The following is a 23389-nucleotide window of genomic DNA, read 5'->3' on the forward strand; positions in this document are numbered from 1 at the left end:
GCGAGCTACTGCCGCGCCGCCACCCCGTCGCGGCGCGGGTCGGCCACGCCAATGCGACGGCCGCGCGGACTCACGTACACCGCGTGTACGCCGCCAAAGGTGATGTCGGCCACCCGGCTCTCCGGGCGATAACCGCGCCGCACCAGCGCCTCGTACACCTCCGACGCAAAGCCCGGCTCCACTTCCACCTCGGTGCTCGCGGCCGACGCGTGAATGCGCGGCGCCGCGATCGCCGTCCAGGGATCTTCGCCGAACGCCAGAGTGCGCAACGTGACCTGCGCGATCGCTGGCTGAATGTACTGCGACCCGGCCGCACCGATCACCAGACGCACGGCGTTCCCCTCCAGCACGAGCGTGGGAGACATGGTGCTGTTGGCATACCGCTCGGTGCCACGCGTCCGCGCATCGAAGTTCGAGGCCGACGAATTGAGCCAGAAGCCGTCGGTGTAGACCCCCGACCCGAAGAGCACGCCCACCGTCGTGGTGGCCGACACGGCGTTGCCCTGCCCGTCCACCACCGAGAGGTGCGAGGTAAAGCTCTCGCCCTCGCGCGGCGCCTCACCCGACACGTCGCGTCCCGTCGGTAGGTCGCCCGCCTCACCCGGCGCCGTCGCCGAGACCGGTTGCGCGGGATACGGGTCGAAGCCGGCACACGTCGACGCCACCGCGATGCTGTCGAAGGCCGGAGCGTTGCCGGCCAGCACGGTGTCCGGCAACGCGCCGCCAACGAGCCCCGCACGGACGGCTGCAAACGATGCGCTCGACGCGCCGCGCGCCGGTACGCGCAGCGCGACCGGGTCACCACGCCACCGGTTCGCATCGGCACCGGCAAGGCGCATGATGTCGGCCATCTTCACCACCGCCTCGGGGTGCGACGTGAAGCCCCCCGCGCTGGCCACCCCACTGCGATCGGCCATCTGCAGCATCGCCAGCACCGAGGCACCACCCATTGGCGGTGGCGCACCGAGCACCGTGTACTGCCGCCACGTCGTGCACAGCGGACGCACCGTCAGCACGGCGTAGCGCTGCATGTCGCTCACGCTGATCAGCCCGCCGCGCGCCTGCACCTTGGCACTCAGCCGCTCGGCGATGTCGCCCCCGTAAAACGCGGTGCGTCCGCCGTCACGAATGCGCTCCAGCGTGTTCGCGAGCTCGGGCTGCACCAGCCGCTCTCCCGGCCGCAGCGCGCGGCCTCCCGGCATGAAGCGCAGCATCGCCAGCGAATCGGCCATCATCTTGTCGCGCGAACGCTCGATCGTGCGCGCCAGCAGCGGTGACACGATGAAGCCGTCGCGTGCGAGGCGAATGGCCGGTGCCATGACCTGCGCGAGCGGCAGGCGGCCCCACTTGCCGTGCGCCTCCAGCAACCCGGCCACCATGCCCGGCGTCGCGGCGGCGCGTCCCATCGCCCGGCCGCGCGAGCTGTCGGGGCGCGCCCACTCGGGATTGGCGCCGGTGCGGGGATAGAAGCTCAGGTGCTCCACCCGGCGCGCCGACGCGTCGTAGAAGGTCATCGCCCCGCCGCCGCCAAGTCCGGTCTGCGAGACGTCGGTTACGGAAAGGGCAAACGCCGTGGCCACGTACGCATCGATGGCGTTGCCACCCTGCCCAAGCAGCGCCGCGCCGGCGGCGGCTGCATCGGGGTGAGACGCCGCCACCATACCGCGATCGCCTTCCACGCGCTTCCCCGCCATGGGTGCCGACAGGGGCACCGGTGCCGGCCGGGCGCAAGCGCCGAGCAGGAGTAGCACACCGGCAGCGGCAGTGGCCCGCTTCATGGAGACGATGGTCACGCGGTGTCCTCGAAGTTGAAATGCTCGGGATCGAGCAGCGACAGCAGCTGCTGCACGATGCGTTCGGTCAGGCCCCACACGATATGCTGCTCCACGCGGTAGCCGGGGAAGCGCGCCCGCGTGCCGTTGATGGTCATCACGTGCTCGCCGCGGCTGTCCGCGTGCGCGAGAACGGCGAGCGGGACCCAGAACGTTGCGGCCACTTCCTCGTTCGGCAGGAACGTCACGTCGGCCGCCACGAGCGCCACGAACGGGCGGATGAGCAGCGGCGGCAGCACCGCATTGCGCGGAGCGAGGTCATCCAGCTGCCCCAGCCATACCCCCGCCCGCAGGTCGAGCGCCAACTCCTCCAACGCTTCACGCTGCGCCGTGACCAGCAGCGACGCATCGGTCGCCTCGTAACGGCCACCGGGAAACGCCATGTGCCCGCTCCACGGATCGCCGTCGTGGTCGGCCCGCTTGATGAAGAGCAATTCGGGCGCGCCATCGACGACCCGCAGCACCGCGGCGACGGCGGCAAGCCGCGTGTCGTCGAGCGCCGTGGCCTCCTCGGGAGCGCGAGCCGCCAGGCGCGTGGCCAAGGCAGATACCATGGGGTGCCGCAGCGCCTCGCGCAGGCGCGCGGCCGAGTCGGCGTTGTTCACCGCCGGCAATCGCGCGGTCAGCCGGCGACCTCGCCGCCCGACGCCACCCAGTCGCGGAATCCGCCAGCGAGCGACGCCACGTTGCCGTAGCCCATCTGCTGCAGCGTCACCGCGGCCAGCGCCGACCGGTTGCCGCTCGCGCACATCAGCACCACCCGCGCATCGCGCGGCACCTTGGCCTCGATCTGGCTTTCCAGCACGCCGCGCCCTATGTACTGCGCCGGTGCCGCATGCCCCAACGCCCACTCGTTCTGCTCGCGAATGTCGATGAGCGTGAGCGCCTCACCGCGGCCGAGGGCATCCTGCACCTCGCGCGCCGTGACTTCGGTGACGGCGGCCTTGGCCTCGGCGATCAGCTGCTGCGCGGTCTTCATGGCGAACACTCCGGAGCGGGGAAACGATGGGGCACCCTTGAAAGATAACGGAAACCGTGCTGTGCAGTGGTCAGCGGGTGAGCCGTTCTGCCCGCGCCAGATACGCCGCGCGCATGCGACTGGTCACCGGCCCCATGGCCCCCGTTCCCACCACATGGCTGTCGATGGACGTGATGGGCAGAACGAAGCTGGTGGCGCTGGTGATGAAGCACTCGTCAGCCGCGCGTGCCTGGTCGACCGTGAAGGCGCGCTGGACCACCGGCACCTCGGCGTCATCGGCCACCTCGAGGCACACGTGCCGGGTGATACCGGCCAGAATGTCGTTCGACAGCGGCCGGGTGTACGCCACCCCGTCGCGCACGATCCACAGATTGCTCGAGCCGCCTTCGGTCACGAGGCCGTCTTCGTGCATCATCGCCTCGAACGCACCCGCCTGCCGCGCCGCCTGCTTGGCCAGCACCTGCGCCAGCATTGCCGTGCTCTTGATGTCGCATCGCTGCCAGCGAATATCGGGTACCACGTGCACACGCACGCCGCTCGCATTGGGATCGTCGCTCAGGCGCTTGGGGCGCGCGAAGGCGAACACCGTGGGCGTGACCTGCTCCGGAAAGGCGAAGTCGCGTTCGGCTGCACCGCGCGTGACCTGCAGATACACCAGCCCTTCGGTGATGCCGCCCCGCGTGGCCAGCTCCTGCATGACCGCTTCGAGCTGTGCCACCGGATACGCGCTCGGCAGCGCGATCTCGCGCATGGAACGCTCGAGGCGCACGAGGTGCCGGTCGGCATCGAGCAGCCGGCCGTTGAACACGGCCGCCACCTCGTACACACCGTCGCCGAATAGCACGCTGCGATCGAAAATGGAGACGGTGGCGTCGGCTTCGGAGACGTACGAGCCGTTGATCCAGCAGGTGCGCAGGGACACGAGGCGGAGGGGAGTGAGGTCAGGGAGAACCGGCGGCGCCGGTGATCAGCAGACGCGTGAGTCCGGCCAAGGCACCGCCGAAGAGTACCCACCCGGCACCAACACGCGTGCCAAGCAGCAGCAGAGTGGCCGAGACCAAGATAGCGAGCGACCACGGCGAAAGAGCGATGCCGCGTGCCATGAGCAGGACCACCCCCGCCATGAAGGCCAGCGTGACGGCATTCACGGCGTCGAGGGTGCGGCTCAGTACCGGCGACCGGCGCAGGCGCGCCACCAGTGGCGCCGTCACGGCAACACCCACGAACGCCGGCAGAAAAATCCCGGCCGTGGCCGCGGCGGCTCCAGCGTGGCCGCCCAGCAGATAGCCCACGAAGGTCGCGGCCGAGAAGACCGGCCCCGGAGTCACCTGCCCTACGGCAATCGCATCCAGCAGTTGTGCTTCCGACAGGACGCCCAGTCGCGTCACGAACTCGCCGCGCAAGAAGGTGAGCAGCACGTAGCCGCTGCCAAAGAGTACGCTGCCGATCTTCGCGAAGCTCAGAAACAGCGCCCCCGCGGAGAGCGAGGCGGTGGCTTTCACGGCGGCCGCTCCCGCGGCGGTCCACATGGCCGCGGCTCCGGTGGGCGTTACCGGCTGGGGTAGGCTCGCACTCCCCAGCCCCAGCCACGGTCCGATGGCGAACCCGGCACCCGACGCGTTGGCGCCACGCCAGGAGAGGACCGCATACAGCAGGGCCGCGACCAACGCCCCCAGCAGCAGCACCAGCTCCGACACACCCAGCAGCACCCCCACGAAGGCCAGCATCGCCAGCACCACGCCAAGCCGCGTGCGCGCGAGGCTGCCCTTGAGCCGCCAGATGGCCTGCGCGACCACGGCCAGCACCGCCGGCTGCATCCCCTGGAACAGCGCCTGCACCTCCACACGCGTCCCCAGAGCGACGTACGCCCACGCGATCCCCCAGACCAGCAGCACCGCCGGGGCGATGAAGCAGCACCCGGCCACCACCAGTCCGGGCCACCCGGCACGACGGTAGCCCAGGTGAATCGCCAGTTCGGTGGAATTGGGGCCGGGAATGAGATTGGCCGCGCCGATGAGGTCGGCGAAGTCGTCGCGCGACAGCCACGCGCGCCGAGTGACGAGTTCGTCGTCCATGGCGGCGATGTGCGCGGCCGGACCGCCGAACGCCGTGAGCCCCAGGCGGGTGAAGACCAACGCCACTTCGCGTACCGGAGTCATCGGCATGGCGCAAAAGATGGCGCGTCGGCCCCTGCGTTGGAATGCACACGCGCGCACGATTCGGGTGACACAACGTGCGCGCGTCGGTGACATCGTGCCGCCGTGCTCACTCTCCGCTCTGCTGCCCGACTGCTCGCGCGTGCCGACACGCGCCCCGATGGTGCACTCAACCCGTTCACGCCGCTGCGCGCAATCGGCCAGGTGCTGGGCTTCGGCCCTGCGGCACCCGTCGATGCCGCCAACAGGCGCGCCCTCGGCATCGCCCCCCTCACCCGGCGCGCCGAACTGGCGGTGGGCGCGGGAACCCTGCGCCTCCTGCTCGCCGACCTCGCGGCGCCACTGGCAGACACCCTCCCCATCGACGACGCCCGGGAGCGTACCCGACGACTGGCCGCCTCGCTCTGCCGGTCCGCCCCCGATCGCCTCTGGTGCCTGCTCACCGTCGACCGGCGAGCCGATGGCACCACCCTCTGCCTCGCCATCGCCTCCCCGGGCCAGGGTACCACCCGCGTGGCCGCGCTCCGCGTCGAGTGCACCCGCGTGCTCGACTCCGATGCGGAAACGCTGCGCACCCTCGCCGCGGTCGGTGAGCCCGATGATCTGCTGCGACACGCCCGCTTTGCCGACATCCTGCAGCGTGACGCACTCGGCGGACGATTCTACCGCGCCCTCGAGCAGGCGGTCGATACCCTCGCGCTGTCGCTGCACGCGCCCCACTCCACGCGCGGCCCCGCCGCAACTGCCGCGACCACACCCGCCCACCAGCGCGCCCCCTCGCGCGAGGAACGGCGCGAACTCGCCCTGCTCTGCGCATCACGATGCCTGTTCCTCGCGTTCCTCGAAGCGAAGGGATGGCTCGATCAGCGGCGCGACTTCTTGCTCACGGAAACGGTCAAGCAGCTGGAAACCGGCGGGCGCCTCCATGATCGCCTGCTCCGCCCCCTCTTCTTCGGTACCCTCAACACCCCGGCCCGCCAACGCGCGGCCGCCGCGCGCGCCTTCGGTGCCGTTCCCTTCCTCAACGGCGGACTCTTCTCCCCGACCGCACTCGAACGGCGGTGGCACCGCTGGCGCTTTTCCGACGATGCCGTCACCCATCTCGTCGTCGCCGTCATCGACCGGCACCGCTTCACGGCGCACGAAGACTCCGCGCAATGGTCCGAAGCCGCCGTCGACCCTGAAATGCTCGGGCGCGCCTTCGAGGGACTCATGGCCAGCAGCGAGCGACGACGCTCCGGATCGTACTACACGCCCCCTGCGCTGGTCGGCCACACCGTCCACGCCGCGCTCACCACGCTCTTCCCCGATATCCCCGAGGCACTCACCCTCGCTGGCGAGACTGCCGCAGCCGACAGCACGGTCGTTTCCCCCGAGCAACGTGACGCGCTGCGCGCCCGCATCGAGGCGCTGCGGGTGATCGATCCCGCCTGTGGCTCCGGCGCCTTCCTCGTCCATCTCCTCGAACAGCTCGACGCCCTCCTCGCACGCCTCGGAGACCCGCGCGACACCCACATCCGCCGCCGAGACCTGCTCGCCCGCTCCATCTTCGGCGTCGACCGCCAACCCATGGCGGTCTGGCTCTGCGAGCTGCGCCTCTGGCTCTCCGTGATCATCGAATGCCCGGCCACACACCCCGACCGCATTCCACCACTCCCCAATCTCGATCACCACATCCGCGTGGGCGATTCGCTCACCGGCGGAAGCTTCCAGTTCGCGGCGCCCAGCGCCCGCACCCTCGCCCGCCTGCGCGAGCGCTACGCACGCGCCGCCGGCGCCCGCAAGCACCGCCTCGCCGACACCCTCGACCGCGAGGAACGCCGGCGCGCCGTCAGGGAACTTGCCCGCCGCCGGGAGGCGCTGCAGCACGAACGTCGCACGCTGCTCACCGTGCTGCGCGGTCGCGATCTGTTTGGCGACCGCCGACGCCCGCAACGCGCCGAACGCCTGCGCCTCGACACGCTGCGCCAACACGCACGCGAACTGGCCGCGGAAACGCAACGACTGCACCTCGGCGCCGCCCTCCCCTTCCGCTTCGCCTCCGTGTTCGCCGATGTGGCCGCCCACAACGGCTTTTCGCTGGTCGTCGGCAACCCGCCGTGGGTACGCCCGCACGCGCTGGCCGCCAGCGAACGCCAGTGGCTGCGCCACGAGTTTCGCGTCATGCGCGCCGCCACCTGGCACGCCGGCGCCACTCGCGCCGGAGCCGGTGCCGGCTTCGGCGCCCAGGCCGATCTCGCCGCCGCCTTCGTCGAACGCAGCGTGCACCTGCTCGCCCCACACGGTGTGCTCGCCCTGCTCGTTCCGGCCAAGCTCTGGCGCACGCTCTCCGGCGGAGGCGTCCGACGCCTCCTCCTCGAGGAAACGCAGCTGTGCCTCGTGCACGACTGGAGCCAGGCGCCCGCGCTCTTCGATGCGGCCACCTACCCGTCGCTCGTGGTGGCGCGACGCAAGGACGCCACCCCCGCCCGCCACGGAAGTCGCCGCACCCCCACCACCAGCCGCCACACACCACATCCCCACGCGGCCACGCCGTACACCGCCGCGCCCCATGCCACGCCGCCCCTCGTCCGCTGCGCCGTGACCACGCATCGCACGCGCTGGTTCGACCGCAGCGCCGAAACGCTCTCACTCCAAGGCGACCACGGCGCACCCTGGCTGCTGCTCCCACCTGCCGCCCACGCCGCATTCGAGCAGCTCCGCGCCGCCGGACCCGCGCTCGCCACCACGCCACTCGGCCGCCCACTCCTCGGCGTCAAATGCGGCTGCAACGCCGCCTTCGTGGTGCACGCCACTGAACACCACGACGATGGCGCAACCGTCACGGCACTCTCCGGCCCCGCGCGACAGGCCGTCATCGAGCGCACCCTCCTGCGCCCCGCACTCCGCGGCGACAGCATCGGCCTCGCCGCCGCACACGATGCCGCGCGGGGCGACACACCCGCCCCACAGGACCTGCGCGTCCTCTGGACACACGGCCACGATGGACGTCCACTCAAGACCCTGCCCCCCGCCGCCACCCGCTGGCTCGCCCAATGGCGCCCCACCCTGCAGGCGCGCCGCGATGCACGACGCACCCACCCGTGGTGGACGCTCTTCCGCACCGAAGCCGCCCGCACCGATCGCCCACGACTCGTCTGGGCCGACATCGCACGCAGCATGCGCAGCACCGTGCTCCCCGCCGGCGATCCCACCGTCCCGCTCAACAGCTGCTACGTCATGCGACTCCCCACGCTCGCCGACAGCTACGCCCTCCACGCTCTCCTCTCCTCCTCCATCGCCAACGCCTGGCTCGGCGCACTCGCCGAACCCGCGCGCGGTGGATTCAAACGATTCCTCGGCTGGACCGTTGCCGCACTCCCCGTGCCCGCCGACTGGAATCGCGCCGTGCAACTGCTCCACCCCCTGGGGGAACAGCTGCTGCATCAGGAGCAGCAGGCACACGGTGCGCCCATCAATAGCGCCACGCTCGACGCCACCGTGCTGCAAGCCTACCAGCTGGCCCCCACCCTGCTCGCGCCACTGCTGGAGTGGCACCACCATGACTGACCGCCTGCGCACCGTCCGCCACCGCTTCGCCACCGCCCTGCTGCCGCCGCTCCCCCCCGAAGCGCTCGGCGACGTGCGCCTGCTGCCCCACCAGCGCCACGCCGCCGCACGGCTGCTCGCCATGCTCGAGCGCCACCGCGGTGCCCTGCTCGCCGATGCCGTCGGGCTCGGCAAGACCTTCACGGCACTTGCGGTGGCACGGCAGTACGCACACACCACCATCATCGCCCCCGCCACGCTCGTAACCATGTGGCAGGCCGCACTGCTACGCAGCCGGCAAGCCGCCATCACCGTGCATTCGCTGCACCAGGCCTCGGTGAAACCACTCCCCGCCTTCGCCGATCGGGCCACGGCATCGTCGGCACACCACCGGCGCGTGCTCGTCATCATCGACGAAGCCCACGCACTACGCAATGAGCAGACCACCCGCTACCGACATGTCGCACAGGCTGTCACGGGCTGCGATGTGCTGCTCCTCAGCGCCACACCACTCCACAATCGGACGCGCGACCTCGAAGCACTCTTTGCGCTCTTCCGCGGTCATCACGCCACCCCGCTTCCCCGTCACCTGCTCGCCACCCTCATCGTGCGACGTGATCGCCTTCACGAGACGCCCGGGCACGGTAGCACGACGGGTGGCGGGGCAGGCGGGGAGAGCCCGACGAGTGGACCGCGCGCCGCACCGCCGCCACAACGCATCCACCCCCCACACACGATCGCCCAACACCCCGGCACCCTCGATCGCCTGCTGGAACTCCCCGCCCCACTTCCCGCACGCCACGGCGCCGCCAGTGGCGCCCTCATCAGGCTGGGGCTGCTCCGCGCCTGGTGCTCCAGCGACGCCGCACTCACCCATGCCATCACCCGGCGACTGCAGCGCGCCGCAGCGCTCCGCTCAGCCCTCGATGCGGGACGACATCCCACCGCCCAGGAGCTCGCCAGCTGGCTCGTAGGCGATGAGGCCACCGACATGCAGCTCGGCTTTCCCGAACTGCTCGTCGAACACGCACTCGACCCCCCGCACGCACCCCAGCCGATGATCGAGGTGCTCGAGCGCCACACCACCGCGCTGCGCGCCCTGCGCGATCATCACCGCGCAACCGCCCGCGCCGACCGGCTGCGGGCCGCGTACGTCCGGCACGTATGCCAAGGCCACAGCGAGGTGCCCGTCGTAGCCTTCTCCCAACACACCCGCACCGTGGAGGCGCTGTTTCGCGCCCTCGCCGACATTGCCGGCGTGGGACTGCTCACCAGCCGGCAGGCGCGCATCGCCAGCGGGCCGGTCACGCGCACCGCGCTGCTGGAAGCCTTCGCCCCGCGCGCCCACGGCCGCCCGCCGCCCCCCACCCACCAGCGTGTCACCCTGCTGCTCGCCACGGATCTCATCGCCGAAGGTGTGAACCTGCAGGATGCCGGAGTCGTGCTACACCTCGATCTGCCGTGGACCCATGCGCTGCGCACCCAGCGCAGCGGACGCGTGCTGCGGCTGGGGTCCCCGCATGCCGTTGTCCACGAGTATCGCCTGCGTTGCGCACGGCACATCCGACAGCACCTGCGCATCGAGGAGCGCGTGGCACACAAGGCCGCACTCGCCGCACGGCTCGTTGGCAGCACCGCCCGCCGCTCGGCACCCGACCGCAACACCCGCTGGCTCGAACTCCTCGCCACATGGATGCCACCGTCCACCAACGGAGACCACGACCTGCCACACGCACGCCCGGTGAGATGGGCGAGGTGGCGCGCCGCCCCGCGCTCACTGCACGGCGCACTCGTGCTGCTGCACACGACCCACGGGCCGCTGGCGCTCGCCGTCGTGTTGCACCCGCAGCGCGCCTGGGTGTCGGCACGCCCCGATGCCCTGCTCGCCGTCGCAGAAGGGCACTGGCCACCACGATGCCGGCGACCACCGTCTCCACCGCCGGTCGGCGCGCGCTCGCATCAGGTGACGTACGCCGAACCGGACGTGCCGTGGCCCGCGGTACGCCGACGCATCGCCCGCGCCGTGCAACGCTGGCTAGCCCACGAACGACAGCGTCGGCTCAGCGGCCTGGCAACGGACGCCACCGATCAGCGGCCAGCCAATCATCGGCTGGCGGGCGTCGAGAAGCACAGTACCGAGCAACAGCTGACCCTGCACTGGCTGCGTTCCCTGCTGCAGAGCTGGAGCGCCGTCGAGCGCCAGCGTTGGGCGGCAGAGATCGCCGCGGCGCGAAGGTGTATTGCCGCAGCCACCGGCGCTGGATGCGAACCGGCCTTGCGACGCTGGCGCGCCGGCGCAGCCGCTCACGGTGAAGCCGCTCACGGTGAAGCCGTGCGCGCGTGGCGCACCTTTCCGGAACTCGTGCGCACCTCCGAGCACGGCCGCAGCCCGGGGCGGGCTCTTGAGGGCGGAGGTGCGCACGTCGACGCGTGCGTGGTGGTGCTGCCGCGGCCGGTCGCCGAGGGGGATGCGCCGAGGCGCCAGCCCCTGAGCGCCGGTGCTCCCCACCGGAGTGCTCGCTCCCGGGCCACCGGCGCTGATGAGCGGGGCCTCAGCGGTTAGAGTTGGGGATGGCCCAACCTGCCCTGCTCTTCGATCTCGACGGTACCCTCATCGATTCCATTGGCCTGCTGCTGGAGTGCATGCAGTACGCCTTTGCGGAGCGGGACCGGGTCCCCACCACCGCGGAATGGGTGGCGGGAATCGGCACCCCGCTGCGCACCCAGTTGCACGCGTGGTGCACCGATGCCGCCGACGTGGAGGCCATGGTGGGGCGCTATCGCGACTACCAGGACCTCCACCTCGAGCGGCTGACCACACCGTTTCCCGAGGTGCTCGACACCATCCAGTGGGCGCGTGCCGCCGGGTACCCCACGGCCATCGTGACCAGCAAGGGGAAAGGGATGACGAAGCGCTCCCTCGACCATGTGGGACTGGGCGACGCGTTCGATGCGGTCGTGACCTTCGAAGAGACCACTCGGCACAAGCCCCTCCCCGACCCGGTGTGGTTGGCGCTCGAGCGGTTGGGCGCCAACGCCAACGCCGCCCTCTTCGTGGGCGATTCCCCACACGACATGCACGCCGGTCGTGCCGCGGGGGTGACCACCGCGGCCGCCCTCTGGGGGCCCTTCAGCCGCGAGGAGCTGGCCGACGCCAAGCCAAACCACTGGCTCAGCCGCTTCGGGCAGCTGCGGGAGATCGTGGAGGGACGCTGACCCGGAGGCCGAGGCCTGGGGGCTCCCCTGCCGAGTCCCCCTGCCGAGGGCGCTGGTGCCGCCTTTCAAACCTTCGAGCCCGCCGCGCGGTCGAAAGGGTGTCAAGTTTCCGGAGCCCCCTCTGCTCGCCTTGCGCGTGAACGACCGCACTCTCCACATCTCCGCACCGAGCCCGGCGTCGAACACGCCGGACGGTGACGATGTGGCAGCCGCGGCCGGCGGCGACCGCCGGGCGTTTGAGCGGGTGTATCGGGCACATGCCGACCGGGTATACAGCCTGTGCGTGCGCATGCTCGGCGACCGGGTACTCGCGGAAGAGGTTACCCAGGACGTGTTCGTGCGCGTGTGGGAGAAGCTTCCGGGCTTCCGCGGCGACGCGGCGTTTGCCACCTGGCTGCATCGCGTCACGGTGAACGTCGTGCTCACCCGCCGGAAGACGCTTGGCATTCGGGACCACCGCACCGCCGATGACGAGGCCCTCGACCAGGCACCGTCACGCGGCGAGTCGGTGGGCGACCGCCTCGACCTCGAGGGGGCCATTGCCGGGTTGCCGAAGGGGGCACGCACGGTGTTCGTGCTGCACGACGTGGAAGGCTTCACCCACGAGGAGATCGGCGCGCAGCTCGGCATCTCGCCGGGCGGCAGCAAGGCCCAGTTGCACCGCGCGCGCATGCTGCTGCGTGCCGCACTGACTCGTTAGGACGTCATCATGACCACTCGCCCACCTGCCACCGTGTCCGCCGACTGTGCCCGTTTCGAGGCGCAGCTGGGGGCATGGCTGGAGCACGACCTGAGAGCCACCGATCAGGGCTGGATGCTCACGCACCGATCGACGTGCGCCACCTGCGACGCGTTGGTGGCCGATCTCGAGCGCCTCACGGCGCAAGCGGCCGCCCTGCCCTCGCTGTCTCCGTCGCGCGATCTCTGGTCCGGCATCGAAGCGCGGCTCGAGGCGCCGGTCGTTCCCCTGTCGCCGTCCACCACCGGCGCCCCCCCGGCGTTGCGCACCGGACGCGGGATCTCGGTGCAGTGGTTCGCCATGGCGGCAACCGTGCTGGTGGCCGTGAGTTCCGGCATCACGTGGCAGCTCGCCAAGGCGCGCCGCGGTGATGCCGTTGCGGCGTCGGTTGCCGCACGCGCGCCGTCGGGTGAGCCGCTGTCGGCCGATGGCGGATTGCCGGGCGATGCCGCGACGAACGCGCGGCTGGTGGTGGCCGACGAAACCGATGCCGCCGACCCGCACTTCACCTATGAGCGCGAAATCGGCGCCCTACGACAGATCGTGGACGAGCGCTTCACCGAGCTCGACTCGGTGACCGTGACGGAGCTTCGGCGCAATCTGGACATCATCGACCGGGCCATCGCCGACAGCCGCGCCGCACTGGCGCGCGACCCGCGCAGCAGCGTGGTGTCGTCGCAGCTCGATCGGGCATTGCAGGCGAAGCTCACCCTGCTGCGCCGAGTGGCCCTGCTGTGAGTGACGTGTCCCTGCCCCGCGACCGCGCGCCCCGCGCCGGCGTCTCCGCCACGCTGCTGGCGGCGCTCGTCGCGCTCACCCCGGTCGCCATGCTGGTGCCGTCGACGATGGTGCACGCACAGGCACGCGATACGTCGGTGCGTCTGGCTGACGGCGCGGTGGTGGACATCACCGTGCGCAGCGGACGGCTGGTCGTGCGTGGGGTGGACGGCAGTACGGGCCGTGTGCGCGCCGCGCGCGGCGACTATCAGCTGCGCAGCACCGGCGTCACGCTCGTGGTCATGCCGACCGAGGGGGAACGGAACGCGTCCAAGTGGCAGGACCAGCAGGCGATCGAACTCGATGTGCCACGTGGGGTACGCCTGGTGGTGAGCGCACTCTCGGCCGACGTGGAGGTGCGTGGGATCACCGGAGGAATCGATGTGCGCAGCACGAGCGGCAATCTGCGACTCGACGATGTGGGGGGCCGCATCTTTGCGGAGACCCTCTCGGGCGACGTGATCATTGCCGGCACGCGCACCGGCGCCCTGACGCTCGCGCGTGTCACCACGGTGAGCGGGGACATGCAGCTGCGCGACGTGCGCGGCGACATCGAGGTGCGCACCACCAGCGGTAACCTGAACGTGGACGCCAGCCGGATTACCCGGTTCACCGCGGAAACCATGAGCGGTGACGTGCGGGTGTCCGCTGACTTCAACTCTGCCGCCCGCGTGCAGGTGGGTACCCACAGCGGCGATGTGATCCTGCGCCTGCCGGACGAGGCGCGCGGTCAGCTCGACCACAGCACCGTAACCGGTGAACTCTCCGCCGTCATGCCGCTCACCCTCATGCCGGGGAGCGCGGGCGCCAACCGGCGCGGTGGCAATGTGCGGCGCTTCGAGTTCGGTCCCGCGTCCGGCAGCGGCGGGGTAGCGCTGCAGCTCGACATCTCGACCTTCAGCGGCGACGTGCGTCTCGTGCGCACGCCCCGCTCCTGACCCTTTCCCATCCGGAGTCCCGTATGCACGCCTCCCTCGTCTCCCGTTCCCTCGCCCGCAGCGGTGTGCTCGTGCTGCTCTCGGCTTCGGCGCTCGCCGCGCAGGATTCGCGGCGCGAGAACGCCTTCACGTGGATGGGCACCGTGCCGTCACGCGGGGTGCTGTTCATCAAGAACATCAACGGCGGCGTGGAGGTCGAGCGCAGCACGAGCGGTCGCGTGGAAGTGACCGGCGAGAAGCGCTGGCGCCGTGGCGACCCGGAGATGGTGCGCATCGAGCAGAAGAAGTCGGGCGACAACGTCGTCATCTGTGCGCTCTACAACGAAGGCGCCACCTGCGACGAGAGCGGCATCCGGTCGGAGAAGCGCATGCGCTGGAACGATCGCAACGACGTGTCGGTGCGCTTCGTGGTGAAGGTGCCCGAGGGCACGCGCGTGGATCTCGCCACCGTGAACGGCGGCATCGAGGTGCGCGACGTGAGCACCGAGGTGCGCGCGGCCACCGTGAACGGCAGCATCACCGCGCGCAGTGCCGGCGGACCGGTCTACGCGAAGACGGTGAACGGCAGCATCAACGTGTCCATGGGCGCGATGGGGCGCGCCGACGACCTGGAGTACGAGACGGTGAACGGGGCGATCACACTGGAATTCCCGGCCAACTTCGGCGCCGATCTCGAGCTGAGCACGGTGAACGGGCGCGTGTCCACCGACTTCCCCATCACCGTCTCGGGCACCCTGTCGCCCCGTCGTCTGCGCGGCACGGTCGGCGACGGACGCACCCGCGTGCGCGCGAGCACCGTCAACGGATCGGTCACGCTGCGCAAGGGTAGCTGAGCGCCCGTCCTACTCGGCGGCGAGCCGCTCGATCGCCTCGGCGAGCGTGAAGTCCTTGGCGGTGATGCCGCCGCTGTCGTGCGTGGACAGCGCGAAGGTCACCTTGGTGTAGCGAATGTCCACGTCGGGGTGATGCTGCTGCGCTTCAGCCACGTCGGCCACCTTCGCGATGAAGGCGATGCCCGCTGGGAAGGTCGCGAAGTGGTAGCTCTTCGTGATCGTCTCACCCTTGCGGGCCCACCCGGGCAGGGCACCCAGGCTGCGCTGGATCTCGATGTCGGAAAGCACGGGGAGGGAGCTCATACTGGTAGAGTAACCCCCCGCCAGCCACTTGCGACTTCGGCATGTATTCGGTAGGGTCCAACATGTCGGATCCCCTGCTGCCGGAGCTGCGCGGGGACGTCGCCGGTCAGAGGGTCGGGGGGAACAGGTCGTCCCGCCAGCCCCCAAAGGCTGGGTGTCGGTCTCTGCCCACGGAGACAGGAAGAATGGTTCTCCCCGAGGAAGAAGGAATGAATACGGCAATTGTCAGACAGCTCACGCTTAGTTGACAACGGGTCCGCCGCTTCAGTCGGCGGTTTTTCTGCCCTGAGACTTTCGGCATTTGTTCGGTATTCATCATGTCACGCACCTCCACCTCGTCCGCTGCGCTGCGTCCTCACGCGGAGTCCCCGCCGGTCGGGGCCGAATCGGCTGGGCGGGCGCTGCCGGCCACCATTTCCCCTGCGCTGCAGGCCGACGTGCACCGGGTGGTGGCGGGTGGCCGTCGGGCCAGTGCGCCCTGGTCCACGGGGGTGCCGGCGCTCGACCGGGCGCTGGGGGGCGGGATTCCCCGGGGGCGTATCACGGAACTCACCGGCCCGTTGGCGGTGGGCAAAACGGCGCTGCTGCGGCAGGTGGTGGCGCAGGTGCTGCGGAGCGGGGCCTGGGTGGCCTGGATCGATGCCGGCCGCACCTTGGCCCCGGCCCCGTGGGCCGACCTAGGGGAGCGATTCGTCGTCATCCGCCTCCCCGAGGCCAAACGAGCGGCCTGGACCACCGATCTGCTGCTGCGCAGCGGGGTCTTCGGGCTGGTCGTGCTCGACGGGGCGCCGCCCCTCTCCCGGGTGCACGGCGTGCGTCTGGCGCAGCTCGCTCGTGAACGCGATGCCGCCTGTGTGGTGCTGGAGCATGCCTCTCCCGGGGAAACGCGTGTCCAGCGGCTGGCCGGCACGGTGCGTGTGCGGGTGGCGCTGAGCCCTCCGCCATCCATGCACGCTCCGGCAGGGCGTCCCTCGGCTTCCCGCGCCCCCACTCCTGCCTCCCGCTCCCTCCCCCCCGCCCCCTGCTCCCTGCTCACGATCGAAAAGGGCGCCGTCCCCCTCACCAGCAACCGGCCCATCGAGGTCCCCCGTGTCGTCCTCCTGGCGCGTCGCGTGTGTGCGCATCCCGAGATTCCCGATCGGCGCGGGGTGGCGCGCAGCGCGCGTCGTCCCTGGGCCCCCAGTGGCAACGGCGTCGACACCGGCAACGACGCCCAGCGCAGCGAGCACCCCGTCACCTGGGGGGGACTCGGTGTTGGCAGCCACGACCTGTACGGAACTGACCTTCCGGGACATCCAGCTCGACTTGCTGCTGGACTCGACGAACCCGGCGACCGCCTCGGCAGCGACCGCTTCGAGGACACCGACCGGCTCCGGCTCGACCGGGAGCTCGACCGGCGTACCCGCGACTGGACCACATACCGTGGGCGACGGCGTGCCGCCGAATCAGGGTTCGGGCGACGCGGACGCCGCGAATTGGCGCGCGAGCGTACCGGGGCACTCCTCGGCAGCGGCGGCGGGCAGTCGGCCCCGCGGAAAGAGCGCCCCGATCCCGCCCCCGCCGCCGCCCCTCCCGCACTGGGATGAGCGGCCGCGGGCGCTCAGCCACGGCGCCCGCCTGCGTGTGGTCTCGCTGGCGGCGGGGCGGGCCGGTGTGCGGGCGGGGATGACCATTGTCGACGCCAGGGCACGCTGCGCGGCGCTCGAGGTGCGGCCGTGGGACGATCACGCCGTGGCCGACGCCATGCTCGCTGCCACCACGGCGTTGCTGGCGGCCAGCCCTCAGGTTACCCCGGCCAGCAGCGCCCCGGGGTTATGGTGGGTGGGGGCCACCGGCTTCGAGGCGCTGGGTGGCGAGGAACAGCTCGCACGCACCCTGCTCGCCATCGCGCGCCAGTGGCACCCCGACGCGCGCGTGGCCATCGCCGACAGCTGTGTGGCGGCGCGCGCGGCCACATGGGCGCCGGGACGTCGGGACGCGGGTGCGGAAATCACGTTGATTCCACGCGGCGGCTGCGCCCGCTATCTCGCCCCCGCCCCGCTCGGGCTCGTGCCCATGAGCGACGAAGTACGCGACGCCCTGCGCATGCTCGGCCTCACCACCGTGGGGGCGCTCGCCGCCCTCCACGCCGGGGAGGTCGAGCAACGGTGGGGGGCCGAGGGACTCACGGCCTGGCGGCTGGCGCGCGGCGACGACCCGCGGCGTCCGGGGCTCGTGCGTGTCGAAGCCGCGCGCAGTACGAGCGTGGAGTTGCCAGGGGCCGTGGAAAGCGCCAAGCCCATTCTCTTCGTGCTGCGCGCCCAGCTGCAACGGCTCCTGCAGGAGTGTGTGCACGACGGTCGCGCCGTGGCCGCCGTGGCCATTACGCTCGTGCTCGATGCCGGGCGGCAGTACCCCATCGAGGAGATCGGGAGTGAACTGCGCGGGCATGTGCACGTGCCGGAGACGAGTGATGACTCCGACCATACCAGGAAGCAGGGAGCAGGAGGCCGGGAGCAGGAAGCAGGGGGAACAGCGCGCCGCGACGAGGCGACAACCTGCCCCCTGCTCCCGGTCCCCTGCTTCCTTCCCCCTGGTTCCCCCGATCCCGGCCCTCGCGCCATCCCCGCGTTGCTCGGCATCCCCCAGCGCACCATCACCCGGGAAGTGCGCCCTGCGCGCCCCCTCGCGCGGCTCGAGCCGCTCTTCGATCAGTGCCGTGCCCTGCTCGAGCGCTGGCCCATCCCCGCGCCGGTCATCGGGGTGACCCTGGGCATCCCCGCCACGGCCCCGCTGGCCGCCGATCAGGGCGACCTGCTCGTTCCCTCCTGGCGTGATGCGGCCATGCATGCCGACGCGGTCTTCGCCCGCCTGCGCGCCGTGCTCGACCCCGACAACCGCGGCGACGTCGTGGTCCACCCCGAGGCGCGAGACACGCACCGCCCCGAGGAAGCCGGTCGCTGGGCGCCCGCCGACGCCCTCACCCTCGCCGCCGCGCCCGTGCCCGTGTCCGCCAATCCAGCCGATGCCGCGGGAGCCGCGGGTGCCACCAATGCCCCCACCGCCGTCCTCCGTCTCCTTCCCGCCCCCGACCCCGTCGACATCGAAGCCCCGCACGGCGTGCCCGGCGCCATCTGGTGGCGTGGTCGCCGCATCGATCTCGCCGCCGCCCACGGCCCGGAACGGCTCAGCGGCGACTGGTGGCGTGGTGATGGCTACGCGCGCGACTACTGGCGCTGCACCGCCCCCACCGACGGTGATCTGCTGGTGTACCACACCGAGACCGGCTGGTACCTGCAGGGGTGGTACGACTGAGCAAAGCCTTCCATTATTGCGAAAGCCCTCAAACGCGGGAATCGCATGACCGTATCTGGCCCAGGCGAACGGCCGTGGCATACGATGACGACCGCCGCCGTCGCCGAGCAGCTGCGCGTCGACCCTGCCCGCGGGCTCACCCCCAACGAGGTGACGCGCCGCCAACGGGAGCACGGCGACAACACCCTGCGCGCCGCCACCCGACGCGGGCCGTTACGCATGCTGCTCGCGCAGTTCGCCGACGTCATGGTGCTGGTGCTCATCGCCGCCGCCATCATCGCCGCCCTCGTCGGCGACCCCGAAGACACGCTGGCCATCGTCGCCATCGTCATCCTCAACGCCGTCCTGGGCTTCGTGCAGGAATACCGTGCCGAGCGCGCACTCGCGGCCCTCGGCGCCATGGCTGCGCCAACCGCACGAGTGCGGCGCGCAGGCGAGGAGCGCACCGTCCCTTCCCACGACCTCGTCCCGGGTGACCTCGTGCTGCTCGAGGCGGGCAATGTGGTGCCCGCCGACGTACGCCTCACCGACAGCGCGCGCCTCAGCGTGGAGGAAGCGGCACTCACCGGCGAGTCGGTGCCGGTGGAAAAGGACACGGCGCCCACAAGCGCCACCGACGCCCCGCTCGGCGACCGCCACGGCATGCTGTACAAGGGCACGAGCATCGCGGCGGGCCGCGGCACGGGCATCGTCGTCGCCACCGGCATGCGCACCGAACTTGGCCGCATCGCCGCCATGCTGCAGGACGACACCGATGTACGCTCACCGCTGCAGCTCCGCCTCGCCGCGTTCGGCCGCCGACTCGCGGTGCTGGTGATTGGCCTCTGTACCATCATCTTCGTCACAGGGCTGCTGCGCGGCGAACCGCTGGGGCTCATGTTCATGACCGCGCTCAGCCTCGCCGTGGCGGCCATCCCCGAAGCGCTTCCCGCCGTCATCACGGTGTCGCTCGCTCTGGGGGCCCGCCGCATGGTGCGCCAGCAGGCCCTCATTCGCCGCCTCCCCGCGGTGGAGACGCTCGGGTCGGTCACGTACATCTGCACGGACAAGACCGGCACCCTCACCGAAAACCGCATGCGCGTGGATGTGGTGCAGGCGCCGTGCGGATCAGCGCTCGAGGCATCCCACGTGCGTACCCCGCTCCCGCACGTAGCGCTCACCATCGCGGGTGTTGCCACCCTGTGCACCGACGTGCAGGGCGCGGCAGACGATGCAGCGGCAGACGATGTACTGGTGGGTGATCCCACGGAAACCGCGCTCGTGCGCTGGGCGACGGCGCACGACGCGCACAAGCCGTCGCTCGAGCAGCGCTGGCCGCGTATCGCCGAGGTGCCGTTCACCTCCGAGCGCGCGCGCATGACAACGGTACACGCCGCGCCTGGACACGAGCAGCGACTGGCCTGCACGAAGGGTGCCCCCGAGCGGGTGGTACCCCACTGCGACCGCATGCTGCGCGACGGCGCGCTCGTGCCCATCGATCGCGCGGCCGTACTGCAGCAGGCCGAGCAGATGGCGGCCGCGGGACTGCGAGTGCTGGCCGTGGCCACCAACAGCGATCATGGGGAACCGGGCGATCCGCCGGACGCGCTCGAGGAGCACCAACTGCTCCTCGCGCTCGTGGGCCTGATCGACCCGCCACGCCAGGAGGCGGCCGACGCCGTGCGCACCTGCCATACGGCAGGGATTCATGTGGTGATGATCACCGGTGATCACCCGGCCACCGCACGCGCCATTGCGCTCCGCCTTGGCATCATGACCGATCCCACGGCGCCGGTACTTACGGGACGCGCCCTGGCCGACCTCAACGACGAGGCGCTGCGCGAACAGGTCGAGCACACGCGCGTGTACGCGCGCGTCGCGCCGGAGGACAAGCTGCGTATCGTGCGCGCGCTGCAGGCGCGCGGCGAGTTTGCCGCCATGACGGGCGACGGCGTGAATGACGCCCCGGCGCTCAAGCATGCCGACATCGGCATTGCCATGGGTCTCGGCGGCACCGATGTCGCGCGCGAGGCCTCGCACATGGTGCTGCTCGACGACAACTTCGCCACCATCGTGCAGGCGGTGCGCGAAGGGCGTCGCATCTACGACAACATCCGTCGTTTCGTGCGCTTCGTTCTCTCCACCAATGCCGGCGAAATCTGGACGCTCTTCCTCGCCCCGTTTCTCGGACTGCCACTGCCGTTGCTCCCCATTCACATCCTGTGGATGAACCTCGTCACCGACGGATTGCCGGGACTGGCGCTCGCGGCCGAGCGCGCCGAGCGCGACGTGATGCAGCGCCCACCGCGCCCGCCTCAGGAGGGCATCTTCGCCCACGGCCTGTGGCAGCATGCCGTGTGGGTGGGATTGCTCATGGCGGCGCTGTCGCTCGGCACTCTCGCCTGGGCCAGACATACGGGCAACGCGCACTGGCAGACGATGACGTTCACCGTCCTCACCCTCTCGCAGCTCACGCACATCATGGCCATCCGGTCGGAGCGCCAATCGGTGTTTCGCCAGGGAGTGACGAGCAATCCGTTGCTGCTGTTGGCGGTGGTGGCTACGCTGCTGCTGCAGCTCGCCACCATTTACGTGCCGGCCATGAACCGCGTGTTTCACACCGTCCCGCTCACCCTCGGTGAGCTGGCCGCCTGCCTGGCCATTGCGTCAGTGGTATTCGTGGCCGTGGAGTTCGAGAAGTTCCTGGTCCGTCGCCGAGGATTGTATGCCGACCCGGCGGCCGCAACGCCAGCACCATGACGATCATACCGGGTATGCCGGTGCCTACCAGACCAACGATACCGGCGTGGCGATCAGGCCGGTGGCTTCGCCTCCGCGCAACGCGCGCGAACTTAGACCGATGTCGGCCGTGCTGTCGCGCGCTGCTGCTGCGCCCACCCCGCTTCCCGTGGTGCATCCCCTGCGGTTACGATGCGAGTGGCGAAGCGCCCGTCGGACTTCGTCACGAGTTGGTCACGGTGCGCACATGAAGCGCCGTGCTCGTGTGCGCGCTGGGTGTTCCCTGACACGATTACGGATGATGTCGGCTCGCGTCCTTGCCTGTGGCGTCCTGGTGTGGACGGTTGTCCTGCTGGTCGGTTGCGCGACGTGGGGAGCGCAGCGCGGCTCCCGCGCCGCCCCCGCGGAGCAGCACACGCCACATGCCACCGTGCTGCTGTCCCTCGACGGTTTTCGCGCGGACTACCTCGCGCGGCCGAGTGCGGTGCGCCTGCGTGCGCTGGCCGCGCGCGGCGTGCGCGCGGAGCGTCTCGTGCCGGCGTTTCCCAGCAAGACGTTCCCCAACCACTACACGCTGGTCTCGGGGCTGCATCCGGAGCATCATGGCATCGTGGCCAACACCATGCGGGATGCACGCATCGGCACCACGTTCACCATCGGCGATACGAATGTGGCGCGCGATCCACGGTGGTGGGGCGGTGAACCCATCTGGAACACCGCCGAGCGACAGGGCATGCGAACGGCGGGGTTCTTCTGGCCGGGGAGCGACTACGCCATCAATGGTCGGTTTCCCACCTACTATCGGCCGTACGACGGGCGCGTTCCCAACACGCAGCGGGTGCAGCAGGTACTGGAGTGGCTCGCGCTGCCGCCGGAACGGGCGCCGCGCTTCATTGCGATGTACGTCAGCACCACCGACGACGTGGGACACAGCTACGGGCCGTCCGCTCCGCAGGTGGACAGCGCCATCGCCCACGTGGATTCGCTCGTGGGGGCGCTCGTGGATGGCCTCGCCACCCGCGGGCTGTCCGGGCAGGTGAACCTGGTGATCGTCTCCGATCACGGCATGACCGAGATCGACAGCACGCGTGTCGTTCGCCTCGACGAGTACGTATCGCTCGACGACATGGAGGTGGTGGACTGGATGCCGGTAGCGGCCATCACGCCGGCACCGGGCAGGCTGGCCGACGTGTATCGCGCGCTGCAGCGTGTCCCGCACGTGCAGGTGTTTCTCAAGGACAGCGTACCTGCACGCTATCGCTATCGCGCTCACCCGCGCATCACGCCCATCGTGCTGCTCGCCGACGAAGGCTGGACCATCAGCAGCACCGAGCGCCTGCAGCGGCTCGGCATGCCGCGTGGCGGCACGCACGGCTACGACAACTTCCTGCCCAGCATGGGCGCGCTGTTCGTGGCGGCGGGGCCCGACATTCAGCTGGGGCGTGTGATCGGCCCCGTGGCCAACGTCCACGTGTACCCGCTGCTGGCCCGTCTGCTGGGGATCACGCCGGCGCCCAACGACGGCTCGCCCGACTCACTCGCCATCCTGCGCCGCTGATCGCCGCGGCGCGCCCCGCACTCACTCGTCGTCGGTGGCCTGCGCGCGCAACGGCTTGCCGTCGTGATCGGAGATGAGCACCCATACCGTGCGCGAGCGCTTGGAGTACAGCAGCCGCACGGTCACATCGCGCGGGTTCTGCTTGAAGGCAAAGTGGAAGTGGAAGCTCGTGTCGAGCGCTTCGCGGATCACGCCTTCCTTGAAGCGCCCGTAGAACTCCTGCACGCGCGTGCACGGCGCAATCTCGGTGAAGAACTGCTTGCCGATGGCGTCGCCCTTGCTGAGAGACGCCAGTGAGGACTCGAGCGCGTTGTAGTTGAGAATGCGACCGCTCGCGTCAAGTTGGATCATGCCGTACGGCAGGCGGTCCAGCTCCTCGGTGGTCATGTGATCGGCGGCCTCGAGGACCTCGTCGATCTGCTGCGTGTCGCGGTTGGGCATCGGGGTGGTACAGGAGTACTGGGGAGGTACGTCCAAGAATAACGCGCGAACACGAGGATGTGATTCAGACGCGATGC

General features: G+C 70.5%; 18 protein-coding genes. 11 read left to right on the top strand and 7 right to left on the bottom strand.

The annotated features are described in order from the left end of the window. Window positions 1–5: 5 nt before the first annotated feature. The 5 genes from O9271_RS07085 to chrA all read right to left on the bottom strand — a co-directional run bounded on the left by O9271_RS07085 (window position 6) and on the right by chrA (window position 4976). Window positions 6–1793, bottom strand: a complete 1788-nt coding sequence (locus O9271_RS07085; RefSeq protein ID WP_298267642.1) for a gamma-glutamyltransferase — start codon at window positions 1791–1793, stop codon at window positions 6–8. Further along, window positions 1790–2437, bottom strand: a complete 648-nt coding sequence (locus O9271_RS07090) for a CoA pyrophosphatase (protein ID WP_298267644.1) — start codon at window positions 2435–2437, stop codon at window positions 1790–1792. Before O9271_RS07090 ends, O9271_RS07085 begins: the two co-directional genes overlap by 4 nt. 17 nt (window positions 2438–2454) lie before the next feature. After that, the gene (locus O9271_RS07095) at window positions 2455–2811 is read right to left on the bottom strand and encodes a rhodanese-like domain-containing protein (protein WP_298267647.1); all 357 of its coding nucleotides are present in this window, start codon (window positions 2809–2811) and stop codon (window positions 2455–2457) included. A gap of 70 nt (window positions 2812–2881) precedes the next feature. Beyond that, entirely contained in the window at window positions 2882–3733 is an 852-nt protein-coding gene (locus tag O9271_RS07100) for a D-amino-acid transaminase (RefSeq protein WP_298267649.1), read from the bottom strand. 19 nt (window positions 3734–3752) lie between these two features. Beyond that, window positions 3753–4976, bottom strand: a complete 1224-nt coding sequence (chrA, locus tag O9271_RS07105; RefSeq protein WP_298267652.1) for a chromate efflux transporter — start codon at window positions 4974–4976, stop codon at window positions 3753–3755. 96 nt (window positions 4977–5072) lie between these two features. Here chrA and O9271_RS07110 point away from each other — a divergent pair, with 96 nt between their 5' ends. The 7 genes from O9271_RS07110 (at window position 5073) to O9271_RS07140 (ending at window position 14998) form a co-directional block, all read left to right on the top strand. Beyond that, on the top strand, window positions 5073–8516 hold the full coding sequence (locus O9271_RS07110) for an N-6 DNA methylase (RefSeq protein ID WP_298267654.1): 3444 nt from the start codon (window positions 5073–5075) through the stop codon (window positions 8514–8516). Further along, the gene (locus O9271_RS07115; RefSeq protein WP_298267656.1) at window positions 8509–11058 is read left to right on the top strand and encodes a DEAD/DEAH box helicase; all 2550 of its coding nucleotides are present in this window, start codon (window positions 8509–8511) and stop codon (window positions 11056–11058) included. Before O9271_RS07110 ends, O9271_RS07115 begins: the two co-directional genes overlap by 8 nt. A gap of 8 nt (window positions 11059–11066) precedes the next feature. Next, a complete protein-coding gene (locus tag O9271_RS07120) occupies window positions 11067–11711 on the top strand; it encodes an HAD-IA family hydrolase (RefSeq protein ID WP_298267658.1) in 645 nt (214 codons plus the stop codon). Between the two features lie 136 nt (window positions 11712–11847). Beyond that, complete coding sequence (locus tag O9271_RS07125) at window positions 11848–12411, top strand: RNA polymerase sigma factor (protein WP_298267660.1); 564 nt, start codon at window positions 11848–11850, stop codon at window positions 12409–12411. Window positions 12412–12420: 9 nt separating this feature from the next. Further along, window positions 12421–13188 carry a hypothetical protein gene (locus tag O9271_RS07130; RefSeq protein ID WP_298267662.1) on the top strand — a complete coding sequence of 256 codons (768 nt, stop codon included), beginning with the start codon at window positions 12421–12423 and terminating at the stop codon, window positions 13186–13188. Further along, the gene (locus O9271_RS07135) at window positions 13185–14165 is read left to right on the top strand and encodes a DUF4097 family beta strand repeat-containing protein (protein ID WP_298267664.1); all 981 of its coding nucleotides are present in this window, start codon (window positions 13185–13187) and stop codon (window positions 14163–14165) included. Before O9271_RS07130 ends, O9271_RS07135 begins: the two co-directional genes overlap by 4 nt. A 23-nt stretch (window positions 14166–14188) precedes the next feature. Continuing rightward, entirely contained in the window at window positions 14189–14998 is an 810-nt protein-coding gene (locus O9271_RS07140; protein ID WP_298267666.1) for a DUF4097 family beta strand repeat-containing protein, read from the top strand. A gap of 9 nt (window positions 14999–15007) precedes the next feature. Here O9271_RS07140 and O9271_RS07145 read toward each other — a convergent pair whose 3' ends face one another. Next, entirely contained in the window at window positions 15008–15301 is a 294-nt protein-coding gene (locus tag O9271_RS07145) for a 4a-hydroxytetrahydrobiopterin dehydratase (RefSeq protein ID WP_298267668.1), read from the bottom strand. Between the two features lie 317 nt (window positions 15302–15618). Here O9271_RS07145 and O9271_RS07150 point away from each other — a divergent pair, with 317 nt between their 5' ends. The 4 genes from O9271_RS07150 (at window position 15619) to O9271_RS07165 (ending at window position 22871) form a co-directional block, all read left to right on the top strand. Then, window positions 15619–16887, top strand: coding sequence for a hypothetical protein (locus O9271_RS07150; protein ID WP_298267670.1), 1269 nt, complete (start codon window positions 15619–15621; stop codon window positions 16885–16887). Next, on the top strand, window positions 16850–18595 hold the full coding sequence (locus tag O9271_RS07155) for a hypothetical protein (RefSeq protein ID WP_343213879.1): 1746 nt from the start codon (window positions 16850–16852) through the stop codon (window positions 18593–18595). The genes O9271_RS07150 and O9271_RS07155 overlap by 38 nt, the downstream gene beginning before the upstream one ends. 84 nt (window positions 18596–18679) lie before the next feature. Next, window positions 18680–21334, top strand: a complete 2655-nt coding sequence (locus tag O9271_RS07160; RefSeq protein WP_298267675.1) for a cation-translocating P-type ATPase — start codon at window positions 18680–18682, stop codon at window positions 21332–21334. Between the two features lie 280 nt (window positions 21335–21614). Then, the gene (locus tag O9271_RS07165; RefSeq protein WP_298267677.1) at window positions 21615–22871 is read left to right on the top strand and encodes an ectonucleotide pyrophosphatase/phosphodiesterase; all 1257 of its coding nucleotides are present in this window, start codon (window positions 21615–21617) and stop codon (window positions 22869–22871) included. A 21-nt stretch (window positions 22872–22892) separates the two neighbouring features. On the opposite strand, the gene O9271_RS07170 is transcribed toward O9271_RS07165, so the two are convergent. Then, a complete protein-coding gene (locus O9271_RS07170) occupies window positions 22893–23312 on the bottom strand; it encodes a PAS domain-containing protein (RefSeq protein ID WP_298267679.1) in 420 nt (139 codons plus the stop codon). Between the last annotated feature and the right edge of the window lie 77 nt (window positions 23313–23389).

This window comes from Gemmatimonas sp., assembly GCF_027531815.1.
Lineage (GTDB): Bacteria > Gemmatimonadota > Gemmatimonadetes > Gemmatimonadales > Gemmatimonadaceae > Gemmatimonas.

Coding starts and splice junctions, on each gene's coding strand:
- O9271_RS07095 (WP_298267647.1), bottom strand. CDS start 2,811: ATGAAGACCGCGCAGCAGCTGATCGCCGAGGCCAAGGCCGCCGTCACC.
- chrA (WP_298267652.1), bottom strand. CDS start 4,976: ATGCCGATGACTCCGGTACGCGAAGTGGCGTTGGTCTTCACCCGCCTG.
- O9271_RS07115 (WP_298267656.1), top strand. CDS start 8,509: ATGACTGACCGCCTGCGCACCGTCCGCCACCGCTTCGCCACCGCCCTG.
- O9271_RS07120 (WP_298267658.1), top strand. CDS start 11,067: ATGGCCCAACCTGCCCTGCTCTTCGATCTCGACGGTACCCTCATCGAT.
- O9271_RS07130 (WP_298267662.1), top strand. CDS start 12,421: ATGACCACTCGCCCACCTGCCACCGTGTCCGCCGACTGTGCCCGTTTC.
- O9271_RS07140 (WP_298267666.1), top strand. CDS start 14,189: ATGCACGCCTCCCTCGTCTCCCGTTCCCTCGCCCGCAGCGGTGTGCTC.
- O9271_RS07145 (WP_298267668.1), bottom strand. CDS start 15,301: ATGAGCTCCCTCCCCGTGCTTTCCGACATCGAGATCCAGCGCAGCCTG.
- O9271_RS07150 (WP_298267670.1), top strand. CDS start 15,619: ATGTCACGCACCTCCACCTCGTCCGCTGCGCTGCGTCCTCACGCGGAG.
- O9271_RS07160 (WP_298267675.1), top strand. CDS start 18,680: ATGACGACCGCCGCCGTCGCCGAGCAGCTGCGCGTCGACCCTGCCCGC.
- O9271_RS07165 (WP_298267677.1), top strand. CDS start 21,615: ATGTCGGCTCGCGTCCTTGCCTGTGGCGTCCTGGTGTGGACGGTTGTC.
- O9271_RS07170 (WP_298267679.1), bottom strand. CDS start 23,312: ATGCCCAACCGCGACACGCAGCAGATCGACGAGGTCCTCGAGGCCGCC.